This window comes from Sphingomonas dokdonensis (assembly GCF_002197685.1).
Lineage (GTDB): Bacteria > Pseudomonadota > Alphaproteobacteria > Sphingomonadales > Sphingomonadaceae > Sphingomonas > Sphingomonas dokdonensis.
In genome coordinates this window covers 120,092-133,706 of sequence record NZ_NBBI01000003.1, presented here as the reverse complement: position 1 = coordinate 133,706, position 13,615 = coordinate 120,092, and the positions used below count along the sequence as shown (strand labels likewise).

At 67.3% G+C, this 13,615-nt stretch carries 14 protein-coding genes; 11 read left to right on the top strand and 3 right to left on the bottom strand.

Annotated features, from left to right (window positions below):
• Positions 1-190 precede the first annotated feature (190 nt).
• The 4 genes from SPDO_RS09090 to SPDO_RS09075 all read left to right on the top strand — a co-directional run bounded on the left by SPDO_RS09090 (position 191) and on the right by SPDO_RS09075 (position 4,589).
• Positions 191-1,474, top strand: coding sequence for a 3-methyl-2-oxobutanoate dehydrogenase (2-methylpropanoyl-transferring) subunit alpha (locus SPDO_RS09090; protein WP_211280056.1), 1,284 nt, complete (start codon positions 191-193; stop codon positions 1,472-1,474).
• Positions 1,475-1,733: 259 nt separating this feature from the next.
• Positions 1,734-2,738 (top strand): alpha-ketoacid dehydrogenase subunit beta, encoded by a 1,005-nt coding sequence (locus tag SPDO_RS09085; RefSeq protein ID WP_088367469.1) that lies wholly within the window; start codon positions 1,734-1,736, stop codon positions 2,736-2,738.
• Between the two features lie 100 nt (positions 2,739-2,838).
• Entirely contained in the window at positions 2,839-4,191 is a 1,353-nt protein-coding gene (locus tag SPDO_RS09080; RefSeq protein WP_088367173.1) for a dihydrolipoamide acetyltransferase family protein, read from the top strand.
• Positions 4,191-4,589: an SRPBCC family protein gene (locus SPDO_RS09075; RefSeq protein WP_088367172.1), complete on the top strand. Its 399-nt coding sequence runs from the start codon at positions 4,191-4,193 to the stop codon at positions 4,587-4,589. Before SPDO_RS09080 ends, SPDO_RS09075 begins: the two co-directional genes overlap by 1 nt.
• A 46-nt stretch (positions 4,590-4,635) precedes the next feature.
• Here the strand turns inward: SPDO_RS09075 and SPDO_RS16690 are convergent, their stop codons facing one another.
• Positions 4,636-4,779: a lmo0937 family membrane protein gene (locus SPDO_RS16690; RefSeq protein ID WP_143559623.1), complete on the bottom strand. Its 144-nt coding sequence runs from the start codon at positions 4,777-4,779 to the stop codon at positions 4,636-4,638.
• Between the two features lie 230 nt (positions 4,780-5,009).
• On the opposite strand from SPDO_RS16690, the gene rimP reads away from it, so the two are divergent.
• The 3 genes from rimP to SPDO_RS09060 are packed head-to-tail and all read left to right on the top strand — an operon-like array spanning position 5,010 to position 7,413.
• Positions 5,010-5,558, top strand: a complete 549-nt coding sequence (rimP, locus tag SPDO_RS09070; protein WP_088367171.1) for a ribosome maturation protein RimP — start codon at positions 5,010-5,012, stop codon at positions 5,556-5,558.
• The gene (gene nusA / locus SPDO_RS09065; protein WP_088367170.1) at positions 5,558-7,174 is read left to right on the top strand and encodes a transcription termination factor NusA; all 1,617 of its coding nucleotides are present in this window, start codon (positions 5,558-5,560) and stop codon (positions 7,172-7,174) included. The genes rimP and nusA overlap by 1 nt, the downstream gene beginning before the upstream one ends.
• On the top strand, positions 7,174-7,413 hold the full coding sequence (locus SPDO_RS09060; protein ID WP_088367169.1) for a tautomerase family protein: 240 nt from the start codon (positions 7,174-7,176) through the stop codon (positions 7,411-7,413). The genes nusA and SPDO_RS09060 overlap by 1 nt, the downstream gene beginning before the upstream one ends.
• Positions 7,414-7,630: 217 nt before the next feature.
• Here SPDO_RS09060 and SPDO_RS09055 read toward each other — a convergent pair whose 3' ends face one another.
• The gene (locus SPDO_RS09055) at positions 7,631-7,981 is read right to left on the bottom strand and encodes a GIY-YIG nuclease family protein (protein WP_245829345.1); all 351 of its coding nucleotides are present in this window, start codon (positions 7,979-7,981) and stop codon (positions 7,631-7,633) included.
• A gap of 13 nt (positions 7,982-7,994) precedes the next feature.
• On the opposite strand from SPDO_RS09055, the gene SPDO_RS09050 reads away from it, so the two are divergent.
• The 3 genes from SPDO_RS09050 to rbfA all read left to right on the top strand — a co-directional run bounded on the left by SPDO_RS09050 (position 7,995) and on the right by rbfA (position 12,083).
• Positions 7,995-8,741, top strand: a complete 747-nt coding sequence (locus SPDO_RS09050) for a DUF448 domain-containing protein (protein WP_088367467.1) — start codon at positions 7,995-7,997, stop codon at positions 8,739-8,741.
• Positions 8,738-11,572 (top strand): translation initiation factor IF-2, encoded by a 2,835-nt coding sequence (gene infB / locus SPDO_RS09045; RefSeq protein WP_088367168.1) that lies wholly within the window; start codon positions 8,738-8,740, stop codon positions 11,570-11,572. Before SPDO_RS09050 ends, infB begins: the two co-directional genes overlap by 4 nt.
• A 121-nt stretch (positions 11,573-11,693) precedes the next feature.
• Positions 11,694-12,083, top strand: a complete 390-nt coding sequence (gene rbfA, locus SPDO_RS09040) for a 30S ribosome-binding factor RbfA (protein ID WP_088367167.1) — start codon at positions 11,694-11,696, stop codon at positions 12,081-12,083.
• A gap of 86 nt (positions 12,084-12,169) precedes the next feature.
• Here rbfA and SPDO_RS09035 read toward each other — a convergent pair whose 3' ends face one another.
• The gene (locus SPDO_RS09035) at positions 12,170-12,634 is read right to left on the bottom strand and encodes a DUF4126 domain-containing protein (RefSeq protein WP_245829344.1); all 465 of its coding nucleotides are present in this window, start codon (positions 12,632-12,634) and stop codon (positions 12,170-12,172) included.
• Positions 12,635-12,740: 106 nt separating this feature from the next.
• On the opposite strand from SPDO_RS09035, the gene SPDO_RS09030 reads away from it, so the two are divergent.
• The gene (locus SPDO_RS09030) at positions 12,741-13,334 is read left to right on the top strand and encodes a thymidine kinase (RefSeq protein ID WP_088367166.1); all 594 of its coding nucleotides are present in this window, start codon (positions 12,741-12,743) and stop codon (positions 13,332-13,334) included.
• Positions 13,335-13,615: the final 281 nt, after the last annotated feature.

The window sequence follows — 13,615 nt, the reverse complement described above, 5'->3', positions numbered from 1 at the left end:
ACTCGGCAGAAGCGGCGAGACGTGTTTGGCCACGACCGGTAGCCGACCGGCCTGCCTGTGGAGAATTTTGGCCAGATGCCCAGATCGTCTCAGGTGAAACCACCACTAGCGCGGTGCCTTGAAATTTTATAACAAGGCGGCCGAAGACGCGCTCCAGCGTTTTGCCGACGCGTTTCTAACCGGAGAGATCATGGCGGACGCCGTTCGCAGCAATTTGCCCCCGCTCGCGCTGCATGTGCCCGAGCCGAAATTCCGCCCCGGCGACACCGTCGATTTCGCGGATGTCGAGATCCCCGCCGCCGGCGCCGCGCGCCGCCCCGACACGGCGGAGGAGCCGCGTGCGTACACCGACCTCGTGTACACGATGGTGCGGGTGCTGGACGAGAACAACCAGGCCGTTGGCCCGTGGGATCCCAAGCTGTCGCCCGAGACGCTGCGGCGCATGCTGCGCCACATGGCGACGGTGCGCGCGTTCGACGAGCGCATGTTCCGCGCGCAGCGGCAGGGCAAGACCAGCTTCTACATGAAGTCGCTGGGCGAGGAGGCGGTGGCGGTGCCGCAAGCCTATGCGCTCGACGCCGACGACATGTGCTTCCCGTCGTATCGCCAGCAGGGCCTGTTGATCGCGCGCGGCTGCCCGCTGGTCGACATGATGAACCAGATCTATTCGAACACGGGCGACAAGCTGCAGGGCAAGCAGCTGCCGATCATGTATTCGGAGAAGCGGTTCGGGTTCTTCTCGATCTCCGGCAATTTGACCACGCAATATCCGCAGGCGGTGGGCTGGGCGATGGCGTCGGCATCGAAGGGCGATACGCGCATCGCCGCGACCTGGTGCGGCGAGGGATCGACGGCGGAGGGCGATTTCCACTCCGCGCTGACCTTCGCCACCGTCTATCGCGCGCCGGTGATCTTCAACGTCGTCAACAATCAGTGGGCGATTTCGAGCTTCTCCGGCTTTGCAGGTGCGGAGGCGACGACCTTTGCCGCGCGCGCGGTCGGCTATGGCATCGCTGGCCTGCGCGTCGACGGCAATGACGCGCTGGCGGTCTATGCTGCCACCCAATGGGCGGCGGAGCGTGCGCGGACCAACCAGGGCCCGACGCTGATCGAGCATTTCACCTATCGTGCCGAAGGGCACTCCACCTCCGACGACCCGTCGCAATATCGCAGCGCCGGCGAGCCGACGGCCTGGCCGCTGGGCGACCCGATCCGGCGGCTGAAGGATCACCTGATCGCGATCGGCGAATGGGACGAGGAGCGACAGGCGGCGATGGACAAGGAAGTCGCCGACGCGGTGAAGGCCGCGCAAAAGGAAGCCGAGAAGAACGGCATCCTGGGCCACGGCCTGCACCAGCCGCTCGATACGCTGTTCGACGGCGTGTTCGAGGAGATGCCCTGGCATCTGCGCGAGCAGCGCCAGCAGATGATCGACGAGGAAACCGAGAGTGGGCGGCCGTGGGATCGCAAGTGAGCCTCGCCTCGCCCTCTCCCCTGGACAGGGGAGAGGGTTGCGCAGACCTGGCAGCTCGCTGCCTAGTCGTAGCTGGGAGAGGGGTTGAGCGAGCCGACGGCTCGCGCGCCGCGACCCGGCGCCCACCCCTCTCCCAACCTTTGCTAGGCGGCGTTGCCGCCAAGCGCCGGTATCCCTCTCCCCTCCTGCGGAGTGGCGAGGGCAGGAAAGCCAAATGACCGACGTGATTGAAGAGCAGCAGGCCGACGCCACCACGCGCATGAACATGATCCAGGCGATCAATTCCGCCATGGACGTGATGATGGAACGCGACGCGGGCGTCGTGGTGATGGGCGAGGACGTGGGCTATTTCGGCGGCGTGTTTCGCGCCACCGCCGGCCTGCAGGCGAAATACGGCAAGACGCGCGTATTCGACACGCCGATCACCGAATGCGGCATCATCGGCGTGGCGGTGGGCATGGGCGCCTATGGCCTGCGCCCCGTGCCCGAGATCCAGTTTGCCGATTACATCTATCCCGCGCTCGACCAGCTGGTGAGCGAGGCGGCGCGGCTGCGTTATCGCTCGGACGGCGAATTCACCGCACCGATCACCGTGCGCTCGCCGTTTGGCGGCGGTATCTTCGGCGGGCAGACGCATTCGCAGAGCCCGGAAGGCATCTTCACCCACGTGTCCGGGCTGAAGACGGTGATCCCGTCGACGCCGTACGATGCCAAGGGGCTGCTGATCGCCGCGATCGAGGACAATGATCCGACGATCTTCTTCGAGCCCAAGCGCATCTACAACGGCCCGTTCAACGGCCATTGGGACCGCCCGGCGGCGAACTGGTCCAAGCATCCGGGCGGCGAGGTGCCGACCGGCTATTACAAGATCCCGCTCGGCAAGGCCGCGGTGGTGCGCGAGGGCGAGGCGGTGACGATGCTGGCCTATGGCACGATGGTGCACGTCTGCGCGCAAGTGGTCGAGGATTTCGGCGTCGACGCCGAGATCATCGACCTGCGCAGCCTGGTGCCGCTCGACATCGAGACGATCGAGGAGAGCGTGAAGAAGACCGGGCGCTGCCTGATCGTGCACGAGGCGACGCGCACTGGCGGGTTCGGCGCGGAGCTGTCGGCACTGGTGCAGGAGCGGTGCTTCTATCACCTGGAGGCGCCGGTGGAGCGCGTGACGGGTTTCGACACGCCCTATCCGCACAGCCTGGAATGGGCGTATTTCCCCGGCCCGGTGCGCATCGGCATGGCGCTGAAGAAGATCCTGAAAGACTAGGCTGCGGCCACCCGCCCCGTTCGTCCCGAGCGAAGTCGAGGGACGGGGTTTTACGAGATCAGTGTCTCGACTTCGCTCAGCACGAACGGAAGCAAGAACAATGGCGCGTTTTACCTTCAAGCTGCCGGACATCGGCGAAGGCATTGCCGAGGCGGAGATCGTCGGCTGGCACGTCGCGGTCGGCGACCGGGTCGAGGAAGACCAGAATATCGCAGACATGATGACCGACAAGGCGACCGTGGAGATGGAATCGCCGGTGTCGGGTACCGTCGTTGAGCTGGCCGGAGAGGTGGGCGACCAGATCGCGATCGGCGCGATGCTGGTGGTGATCGAGACCGATGCCGATGCGGCGGCGACGCCGGCCGCGGCGGCTGATGACGCCGCCGAGGTCGAGGACAAGCTGGGCGGCGTGGACGAGGCCGAGGCGTTCGAGGCGGAGAATCCGGGGGTCGAGGAAGTGACGGAAGCCGCTCCTGCCCCCACCGCCGTTCGCCCTGAGCCTGTCGAAGGGCGTGCCAAGAACGATATCGCTGGTGGCACGGGCTTCGACAAGCTCAGCCCGAACGGGGAAGGGGCCAGCGCCTCAACAACCCCGATCCTCGCCTCCCCGGCAGTGCGGGCGCGCGCGAAGGATCTGGGCGTCGACCTGTCCCAGGTGAAGGTGTCGGAAGGCGACCGTATCCGCCACGCCGACCTCGACGCCTATCTGCGCTACGCCGGCGGGCAGGGCTATCACGCGCCGCACGCCAGCCGCGCGCGTGACGACGAGCAGGTCAAGGTGATCGGGATGCGCCGCCGTATCGCCGAGAACATGGCGGCGTCGAAGCGCAACATCCCGCACTTCACCTATGTCGACGAAATCGACGTGACCGCGCTGGAGGAAATGCGCGCCGACCTGAACGACAATCGCGGGCAGCGGCCGAAGCTGACCATGCTGCCGTTCCTGATCGTCGCGATCTGCCGCACGCTGCCCGACTTCCCGATGCTGAACGCGCGTTACGACGACGAGGCGGGCGTGGTGACGCGGTCGGGCCGGGTGCACCTCGGCATGGCGGCGCAGACCGATGCCGGGCTGACCGTGCCGGTGATCCGCGACGCGCAGGACAAGAACGTCTGGCAGCTCGCCAGCGAGATCGGGCGCTTGGCCGAAGCGGCGCGCACGCAGAAACTGAAGCCCGAGGAGCTGGGCGGCGGGACGATCACCGTTACCTCGCTCGGCCCGCTGGGCGGCATCGCGACGACGCCGGTGATCAACCGGCCCGAAGTGGCGATCATCGGACCGAACAAGATCGTCGAGCGTCCCGTCTTCCGCGGCGACGACATCGTGCGGGCGAAGCTGATGAACCTGTCGATCAGCTGCGACCATCGCGTGGTCGACGGCTGGGATGCGGCAAGCTACGTCCAGGCGGTGAAGAAGCTGCTCGAGACGCCTGTGTTGTTGTTCGCTGACTGATGCTGCCGGCGATCGTCCTGTCGGTCACGATCGATCGGCCGTGGCGCGACGTCTATGAGGCGTTCTGGCGCCCGGCCGATTTCCAGCGCTGGGCGTCGGGGCTGAGCGAATTCGCGCTGCGGCAGGACGGCGACTCGTGGGTCGGCAAGGGCGCCGAGGGGGACATCCGCGTGTTCTTCACGGCCAACAACGCATTCGGCGTCATGGACCATCGCGTGATCCCCGACGGCGCGGATGCGGTGCACGTGCCGCTGCGGGTGATCGCCAACGGCGACGGCGCCGAGGTGCAACTGACGCTGTTTCGTCAGCCCGGTATGGACGACGAGACCTTTGCGCGCGACCGTCGCTGGATCAGGAGCGACCTCGCCAGGCTGAAGGCGCTGGCGGAACGGGGCTAGCCTGCGGGCGCCACCCCGGACCTTTCGCCGGGGCGGCGGCAGGCGCCTAGACGCGGCGGCCGGAGAACAGCTGCACCAGCCCGACGATGACCGCGATAACCAGCAGGATGTGGATCAGGCCGCCCGCGATGTGCAGGCTGAAGCCCAGCAGCCACAGGATCAGCAAAATGACGGCAATGGTCCACAACATGGTCTTCGCTCCCTTGGTTTTCATCTCCAACGAGGGTGAGGCGCTGCGCGTTCCATGCGTGAGCAACATTCCGTAACAATTCACCCTGTAACAAATCACCGGGCGACGGCGGGGGATTGTGCGCGGCCTGCTCCTGCTCTATATCACGCGTGCTTTCTCTTACATCGCCAGATGCAAGGGGTCGCGGGGCTGGCTCCGCGGCGGCAAGAACCTGTGTGTATGGAGATCCGATGGCGGATGTTGCCGCGCTTGACCGACTGATCGAAGCCGAAGCCGAAGCGCTCGGGTTCGAGCTCGTGCGCGTGGCGCTGTTCGGCAAGGGCGACGATCGCACGCTTCAGGTGATGGCGGAGCGCCCCGACACGCGGCAGCTGACGATCGACGATTGCGCCGACCTGTCGCGCCGCATCTCCGACGTGCTCGACAAGCTGGAGGAGGAGGGCCGCGATCCCATCGAGGGCGCGTACCGCCTCGAAGTGTCGAGCCCCGGCATCGACCGCCCACTGACGCGCCTGTCGGATTACACCGACTGGGCCGGGCACGAGGCCAAGCTGACGCTGGACGCGCCGCTCGACGGGCAGAAGCAGTTCCGCGGCGAGATCGAAAGCGTCACGGGCGACGAGGTTGCGATCCGCAACCGCACCGGCAGCGTCGCCAGCGTGCCGTTCGCGCGCATCGTCGATGCGAAGCTGGTGCTCACCGACAAATTGATTGCAGCCACCGTCCCGCTCTCCGCCGAGGGCGCCGACGAAGAGATCGAAGCAGAGGAAACCGAGTAATGGCCACCGGCGTCACCGCCAATCGCGCGGAGCTGATCGCGATCGCCAACAGCGTCGCATCGGAAAAGATGATCGACAAGGGCATCGTCATCGAGGCGATGGAGGATGCGATCCAGCGTGCGGCGCGTACCCGCTACGGCCAGGAAATGGACATCCGCGCGAAGCTCGATCCGAACAACGGCGATCTGCGCCTGTGGCGCGTCGTCGAAGTGGTCGAGGAAGTGGACGACCTCTACAAGCAGGTCGACGTCGCCGGCGCGCAGAAGCTGCAGAAGGGCGCCGTGGTCGGCGACTATCTGGTCGATCCGCTGCCGCCGATCGAATTCGGCCGCATCCAGGCGCAGGCCGCCAAGCAGACCATCTTTCAGAAGGTCCGCGATGCCGAGCGCGAGCGCCAGTATGAAGAGTTCAAGGATCGCGCCGGCGAGATCATCACCGGCGTCGTGAAGCGGGTAGAGTTCGGCCACATCGTCGTCGATCTGGGCCGCGCCGAGGGCGTGATCCGCCGCGACGCGCAGATCCCGCGCGAGGTTGTGCGCGTGAACGACCGTATCCGCAGCCTGATCCTGAAGGTGGTGCGCGAGAATCGCGGGCCGCAGATCTTCCTGTCCCGCGCGCATCCCGACTTCATGAAGAAGCTGTTCGCGCAGGAAGTGCCCGAGATCTACGACGGCATCATCGAGATCAAGGCCGCCGCGCGCGATCCGGGCAGCCGCGCCAAGATCGGCGTCATCAGCCACGATTCGTCGATCGACCCGGTCGGCGCGTGCGTCGGCATGAAGGGCAGCCGCGTGCAGGCCGTCGTGCAGGAAATGCAGGGCGAGAAGATCGACATCATCCCCTGGTCGCCCGACATTGCGACCTTCGTCGTCAACGCGCTGCAGCCCGCCAACGTCAGCCGCGTGCTGATCGACGAGGAGGAAGAGCGGATCGAGGTGGTCGTTCCCGATGACATGCTGTCGTTGGCGATCGGCCGTCGCGGCCAGAATGTGCGCCTCGCCTCGCAGCTGACCGCCAAGGCGATCGACATCATGACGGAGACCGATTCGTCGGAGAAGCGTCAGCAGGAGTTCGTCACGCGGACCGAGACGTTCCAGAACGAGCTGGACGTCGACGAGACGCTGGCGCAGCTGCTGGTTGCAGAGGGCTTCACCGAGCTGGAGGAAGTGGCCTACGTCGAGCTTGACGAGCTCGCCGCAATCGAAGGCTTCGACGAGGATCTCGCGCAGGAGCTGCAGAGCCGCGCTGCCGAGGCGATCGAGCGCCGCGAACAGGCGAACCGCGAGGCCCGCCAGGCGCTCGGCGTGGAGGATGCGGTGGCCGAGCTGCCGCACCTGACCGAGGAAATGCTGGTGACGCTGGGCAAGGCCGGCTTGAAGACGCTCGACGACATCGCCGATCTCGCGACGGACGAGCTGATCGAGAAGAAGCGCGCCGAGCCGCGCCGCCGCAACGAGGACGCGCCCAAGCGCCCCGAGCACAAGGGCGGCGTGCTGGGCAGCTATGGCCTGACCGAGGAGCAGGGCAACGAGATCATCATGGCCGCGCGCGCGCATTGGTTCGCCGATGACGAGCAGCCGGTGGCCGACGTCGCCGAGGAGGCGTCCGAGGCCTGATGCCCTTCGTCTCGATCAGAATGGCAGGCTCCGCGACCAAGGAGCAGAAGGCGGGGATCGTGGCCGACGTCACGGCCTCACTCGTCTCGCGGCTGGGCAAGAACCCGGCTGCGGTGCAGGTCGTGATCGAGGAAGTTTCCACCGAAAATTACGGCGCCGGCGGCGTCCTGATCGTCGATCGGGACGCGCCCAAGGCGGCGACAAGCGAGGGAGACGCGCATGCGGGTTCCTCGCAATGATCGGCTAGCGGCGCTTCGGCAGGTCGGGTTTGGGTGCTCTCGCCGGGTGGCGGGGAGTGGCTCGGTGCGCGTGGGTACCGGTATACGTGCGTCCGGTGCTGCGATGGTTTCTGTCCGTCATGCCGGCCTCGTGCCGGCATCCACCGGCCCGCGTACTCAACCATCGTGGGACTCGCGGAAGAGTGGATGCCGGCACAAGGCCGGCATGACGACGTGGTTAAAGGGGCGGCAGGCTCAGGCTGATTGCCAGGTCTTCCCAGAACGGGTTTTCGCGTTCGATCACGTTGAGCTTGTACTGACGCGGCCACTTCTTGAGTCGCTTCTCAGTGGCAATCGCGGCTTCCATAGTGTCGGCCACGTCGTACCACACGAGTCGTTGTACGCCGTAGCGACCGGTGAAGCCGGCGAATGTGCCGTCGCGATGCTGGATCAGCCGGCCGATGAGATTGGACGTCACACCAATGTACAGCGTGCCATTCCGTCCGCTTGCCAGGATATAAACGCACGGTTGTCGCTCCCTCATGCCGGCGAGACTGGCGGTGGATTGATGCCGGGACAAGCTCTGCATGACGGAGGCGCTCGTGGCTGATCCCACCCGCACCTGTATCCTCTCGCGTGAGGAGGCGCCGCGAGACGGGCTTGTCCGGCTCGTGCTGGCGCCCGACGGGCGTGTGCTGCCCGATGTGCGTGCCAAGGCGCCGGGGCGCGGGGCGTGGATTGGAGTGGACGCGGCGGCGCTCGCTGCGGCACAGGCCAAGGGGAAGCTGCGCGGGGCGCTGGCGCGGGCGTTCAAGACGGGCGACTTCACGGTGCCTGACGATCTGGTGCAACTGATCGCGGCTGCGCTGGAGCGCAACGCGCTCGACCGGCTGGGGCTGGAGGCGCGGTCCGGCACCGTGCTGACCGGTTCCGACCGGATCGGCGAGGCGGCGCGCGCGGGCAAGCTCCACGCGCTGTACCATGCGGCCGACGCCGCGGAGGATGGGCGGCGCAAGCTGGCGCAGGCGTGGCGCGTCGGCTCCGACCGCGAAGGATCTGATCTGGGGGGCTTGGTTCTGCCGATACCTCGCCCCATATTGTCGATGGCGCTGGGCCGCGAAAACGTGGTACATATCGGCGTCACCGACCGCATGGCGGCCGGCAGGTTGAGCGACGCGCTCGATCGCTGGCGCCGCTTTATCGGCCCCGACCCTGCAGAAGCCCGTCAAGGCGATGCTTTGACGGACGATCTGATTGCCGCACCTTGCGCAACGGCCGCGCAAGGCGCATCGGCGCCCGACCTTTCCGGGCACGAACCGGCCGTGACGACACACGAGGAATTTGAGTGAGCGAGACCGACAACGAAAAGCCGAAACTTGGCATGCGCGCGCCTTTGGGAGTGCGGCGCACGGTCGAGACCGGCAAGGTGAAGCAGAGCTTCAGCCACGGCCGCTCCAATACGGTGATCGTGGAAACAAAGAAGGCGCGCACGTTCCGCAAGCCGGGCGAGGCGCCCGAGCAGGCCGCGCCGGCTGCACCCGAGCCCGCAGCAGCAGCGCCGGCCCCCGCCGCACCGCCGCCCCCGCCCCAGCGCGCGCCGTCCAACGAGACGCCGCAGGAGCGCGTGGCGCGACTCGCCCGTGAGGCCGAGGAACAGCGCATGCAGGCGCTGGAAGATCTGCGTCGCCGCGAAGAGGCGGAGCGTGCGCGCGCCGCCGAGGACGAAAAGCGTCGCGCCGAAGAGCGCGCGGCTGCTGCTGCCGCAGCACCCGAGCCGGCCGCGGCCGAGCCCGTGGCAGCCGAAGCACCCGCCCCGGAGCCGACGCCCGAGCCCGCGCCTGCTGCGCCGCAGCTGACCGTGCCGACCGGCGCGCCGATCATGTTCCGTCCGGTGGCGCCGGCGACGCCGCCTGCGCCGGAGCCCGAGGCACCTGCCGCCGAAGCGCCGGCCGCTGCGCCCGAGCCGGCACCGGTTGCGGCCCCGCCGCCGCCGCCGCCCGCCGCACCCGCTGCGCCGGCCAAGCGCGCCGCCCCGCCGGCGCCGCCGGTGGTGGAACTGGCACGCGATCCGTCGCTGCCGGCACCGCGTCGCTTCTCGCCGGTCGCCCGTCCCGAGATTCCCAAGCCGCAGCCCAAGCCCGAGCCGAAGCCCGAGCCCAAGCCCGCGGCGACCACCGCGGCATCCGCGCCCGCTTCGCAGCAGCGCAACATGCCGTCGGGCCAGGCGACCCCGCGCAACAACGCCGCACCCGCGCGTCCGCAGCAGCGTGACCGCAAGGGCGACGAGCGTCGTGGCGGCAAGCTGACCGTTACCCGCGCGCTGAACGAGGATGGCGCGCGCGCCCGCTCGCTCGCCGCGCTGAAGCGTGCACGCGAAAAGGAAAAGCGTGGCTGGACCGGCCCGCGCGAGCCGCAGGCCAAGCAGGTCCGCGACGTGCAGGTGCCCGAAGCGATCACCGTGCAGGAGCTGGCGAACCGCATGGCGGAGCGCGGCGCCGACCTGGTCAAGGCGCTGTTCAAGATGGGCTCGCCCGTCACCATGACGCAGACGATCGACCAGGATACGGCCGAGCTGCTGGTCACCGAGTTCGGCCACAATGTGGTGCGCGTCAGTGACAGCGACATCGACCTGGTGCTCGACACCGCGCCTGATGCCGATGCCGATCTGCGCCCACGTCCGCCGGTCGTCACCATCATGGGCCACGTCGACCATGGCAAGACCAGCCTGCTCGACGCGCTGCGCGGCACCGACGTGGTGCGCGGCGAGGCCGGTGGCATCACACAGCATATCGGCGCCTATCAGGTCACGCTGAAGGACAAGTCGAAGATCACCTTCCTCGACACGCCGGGCCACGAGGCGTTCACCGCCATGCGTGCGCGCGGTGCCGACGTCACGGACATCGTGGTGCTGGTGGTGGCGGCCGACGACGGGCTGATGCCGCAGACGATCGAGGCGATCAATCACACCAAGGCGGCCGGCAAGCCGATGATCGTGGCGATCAACAAGATCGACAAGCACGATGCCAATGCCCAGCGCGTGCGCGAGCGCCTGCTGGAGCATGACGTGCAGGTCGAGGCGATGGGCGGCGAGACGCAGGACGTCGAGGTGTCTGCGCTGAAGAAGACAGGGCTCGACGAGCTGATCGAGAAGATCCAGCTGCAGGCCGAGCTGATGGAGCTGAAGGCCAACCCCGACCGCGATGCCGAGGGCAGCGTGATCGAGGCGAAGCTGGACAAGGGCCGCGGCCCGGTCGCCACCGTGCTGGTCACGCGCGGCACGCTGAAGGTCGGCGACGTGTTCGTCGTTGGCGCGGAAAGCGGCAAGGTGCGTGCGCTGGTCGACGACAAGGGGCGTCAGCTCAAGAAGGCCGATCCGTCGATGCCGGTCGAGGTGCTCGGCATCTCGGGCACGCCGTCGGCGGGCGATCAGCTGCAGGTGGTCGAGAACGAGAGCCGGGCGCGCGAGGTGGCCGAATACCGCCAGGGCGTGCTGCTCCAGAAGCGCACCACCGCGGCGCCGGCGAGCCTCGAGAGCATGTTCTCCGCGCTGGCGGCGAACAAGGCGATCGAATATCCGCTGGTGGTCAAGGCCGATACGCAGGGCACCGTCGAGGCGATCGTCGCCGCGATCAACAAGATCTCGACCGACGACATCCGTGCGCGGATCCTGCACTCGGGCGTCGGCGGCATCACGGAAAGCGACGTCAATGCGGCGGCCGCATCGGGGGCGCCGATCATCGGCTTCCACGTGCGCGCCAATGCCAAGGCGCGCGAGATCGCCGATCGGCACCAGGTGGCGTTGAAATATTACGACGTCATCTACGACCTGGTGGACGAGATCCGCGCCGGCATGGCAGGCGAGCTTGGCCCCGAGGCGTTCGAAACGGTCGTCGGCCGTGCGGAAATCCGCGACGTCTTCTCGGCCGGCAAGCACGGCAAGGCGGCCGGTCTGCTGGTGGTCGAGGGTGCGATCCGCAAGGCGCTCAAGGCGCGCATTACGCGCAACGACGTCATCATCTACAACGGCGAAATCGCCTCGCTGCGGCGCTTCAAGGACGACGTCCCCGAAGTGCGTGCCGGCCTGGAGTGCGGCGTGACCTTCACGCAGAACTTCACCGACATTCGTGCCGGTGACTATCTCGAGACGTTCGAGGTCGAGCTGCGCGAACGCACGCTGTAAGCTGTATCTCCCTCTCCCCGCCGCCGGGGAGAGGGTCGGGGAGAGGGGCAGTCACGAGCGGCAGCATCTGGTAACTGCCCCTCTCCCAGCCCTTTCCGCGGAACGGGAGAGGGAGTTTTAGATGAATACCGAACAACCCGAAAAATCCGTTCGCACGCTGCGCGTTGGCGAACAGGTGCGGCATATCCTGTCGGAAATCCTGCAGCGCGGCGATGTGCATGACGACGTGCTGTCGACGCACATGGTGAGCATCACCGAAGTGCGCATGTCACCCGACCTGCGCCATGCGACGGTGTTCGTGAAGCCGCTGCTGGGCAAGGACGAGGAAGCGGTGCTGAAGGCGCTGCGGACGAATACTGCCTATCTGCAGCGCGAAGTCGCGCATCGCGTGAAGATGAAATACGCCGCCCGGCTCAAGTTCTTGAGCGACGAGAGCTTCGACGAGGGCAGCCATATCGACAAGCTGCTGCGCTCGCCCACCGTGGCGCGCGATCTGAGCGAGGGCGAATAGACCTTTATGCAGCGCCGGCGTCCGGCCGGCTTACGCCGCCCCGCCGATCCGAAAACCGGCGGTGCAGGGCGTGAACGCGCTGCCTGTCAGGCGGCGCGCTTCACCAGGGATGGGTTTGCCGCGGCGACGCCGGTGGCGAGCACCAGCGCGTCCTCGACGAAGCCGGTCGCGGTCTGGCCGTAGTGCGCCATGGAGGCACAGCGCAGTTTCCAGCCCACCCATGATGCCGCCAGCGCGGTGCCGAGCGCGACGGCGGCGCCGGTGACGCGCTGCCCCTTGGGCGCGAGTGCCGCGCCGGCATAGGCCGAGGTGACGCTGCGCACCGCAAGCCCGATGGGCACGATCCGGTCGGGCGCGGTCTTCTGCTTGTCGCCGACCATTTCGGCCGCGCTGAAGGCGATCGCGCCCCAGGCGATCAGCGGATTGCTGAACAATCTGGCGAGGGGCATATCGGCGGGCAGCGTGCCGCGCTGCCCTGCGGTTGCCAGTGCGGCGAGCGGCACGATGCCGCGCTGACCCGCGGCAAGGCCGATCAGATAAGATTGAAGCATCGGCGAAATCCTCCAGTGGTTCGGTCCAACAATCGCCGGGTGGCGGTTCGTATCCCGCGCACGGGAAAACAGTGGCGCCGGGCCGTGCGATGGAGGACAGCGCGGTATGGCCAAGCTCTATTTCTACTACGCCAGCATGAATGCGGGGAAATCGACCAACCTGCTGCAGGCCGATTTCAACTATCGCGAGCGCGGCATGGCGACGATGCTGTTTACCGCGGCGATCGACGATCGCTTCGCCACGGGGACGATCACCTCACGCATCGGCCTGTCCGCGCCGGCGACGATGTTCGATGCGCAGACCAATATCGCCGCCTGCGTGCTCGATCGCCATGCCGAGGCGACGGTGGCGTGCGTGCTGGTGGACGAGGCGCAGTTCCTCACGGCGGCGCAGGTCGACCAGCTGGCGCGGCTGGCCGACAGCGATGGGATTCCGGTGCTGGCTTATGGCCTACGCACCGATTTTCGCGGCGCGCTGTTCGAGGGATCGGCGCGGCTGCTGGCGCTGGCGGATTCGCTGGTGGAGATCAAATCGGTGTGCGCGTGCGGGCGCAAGGCGACGATGAACCTGCGGGTGGACGATGCGGGCCAGCCGATCGCGGTGGGGGCGCAGACCGAGATCGGCGGGAACGATCGCTATGTCGCGCTGTGCCGGCGGCATTTCGTGGCGGCGTTGGCGGGTGGGGGCGTGCCGGTGTGAGGTGATGCGCTTGCCGGTTTGCCGGGCGAGGTCGCTATAAATCCTCTACGTCACTCCGGCTTTACGCCGAGATCCAAGGTGCGGCGAGCGCTGGCCTTCATGATCCTGCCGGCAGCTTGCGCGGATAGATGGTTCCCGGATCAAGTCCGGGATGACGGTTGGAAACGAAGCATGATTACAGGACCGAGCCGCACCCATCGGGCCGCATACCCCCACACCTAGCGATCCGCGCACCGCCAGCGCCTGCGCGTGCGGAACAGTGGATGCCGGCACAAGGCCGG

Excerpts from the sequence above, each read along its gene's own strand:
- SPDO_RS09075 (WP_088367172.1), top strand. The coding sequence starts at position 4,191 with ATGCTGCCGGCGATCGTCCTGTCGGTCACGATCGATCGGCCGTGGCGC.
- nusA (WP_088367170.1), top strand. The coding sequence starts at position 5,558 with ATGGCCACCGGCGTCACCGCCAATCGCGCGGAGCTGATCGCGATCGCC.
- SPDO_RS09030 (WP_088367166.1), top strand. The coding sequence starts at position 12,741 with ATGGCCAAGCTCTATTTCTACTACGCCAGCATGAATGCGGGGAAATCG.
- SPDO_RS09055 (WP_245829345.1), bottom strand. The coding sequence starts at position 7,981 with ATGCAGAGCTTGTCCCGGCATCAATCCACCGCCAGTCTCGCCGGCATG.
- SPDO_RS09035 (WP_245829344.1), bottom strand. The coding sequence starts at position 12,634 with ATGCTTCAATCTTATCTGATCGGCCTTGCCGCGGGTCAGCGCGGCATC.
- SPDO_RS09080 (WP_088367173.1), top strand. The coding sequence starts at position 2,839 with ATGGCGCGTTTTACCTTCAAGCTGCCGGACATCGGCGAAGGCATTGCC.
- SPDO_RS09085 (WP_088367469.1), top strand. The coding sequence starts at position 1,734 with ATGAACATGATCCAGGCGATCAATTCCGCCATGGACGTGATGATGGAA.
- rimP (WP_088367171.1), top strand. The coding sequence starts at position 5,010 with ATGGCGGATGTTGCCGCGCTTGACCGACTGATCGAAGCCGAAGCCGAA.
- SPDO_RS09090 (WP_211280056.1), top strand. The coding sequence starts at position 191 with ATGGCGGACGCCGTTCGCAGCAATTTGCCCCCGCTCGCGCTGCATGTG.
- SPDO_RS16690 (WP_143559623.1), bottom strand. The coding sequence starts at position 4,779 with ATGTTGTGGACCATTGCCGTCATTTTGCTGATCCTGTGGCTGCTGGGC.
- rbfA (WP_088367167.1), top strand. The coding sequence starts at position 11,694 with ATGAATACCGAACAACCCGAAAAATCCGTTCGCACGCTGCGCGTTGGC.
- SPDO_RS09060 (WP_088367169.1), top strand. The coding sequence starts at position 7,174 with ATGCCCTTCGTCTCGATCAGAATGGCAGGCTCCGCGACCAAGGAGCAG.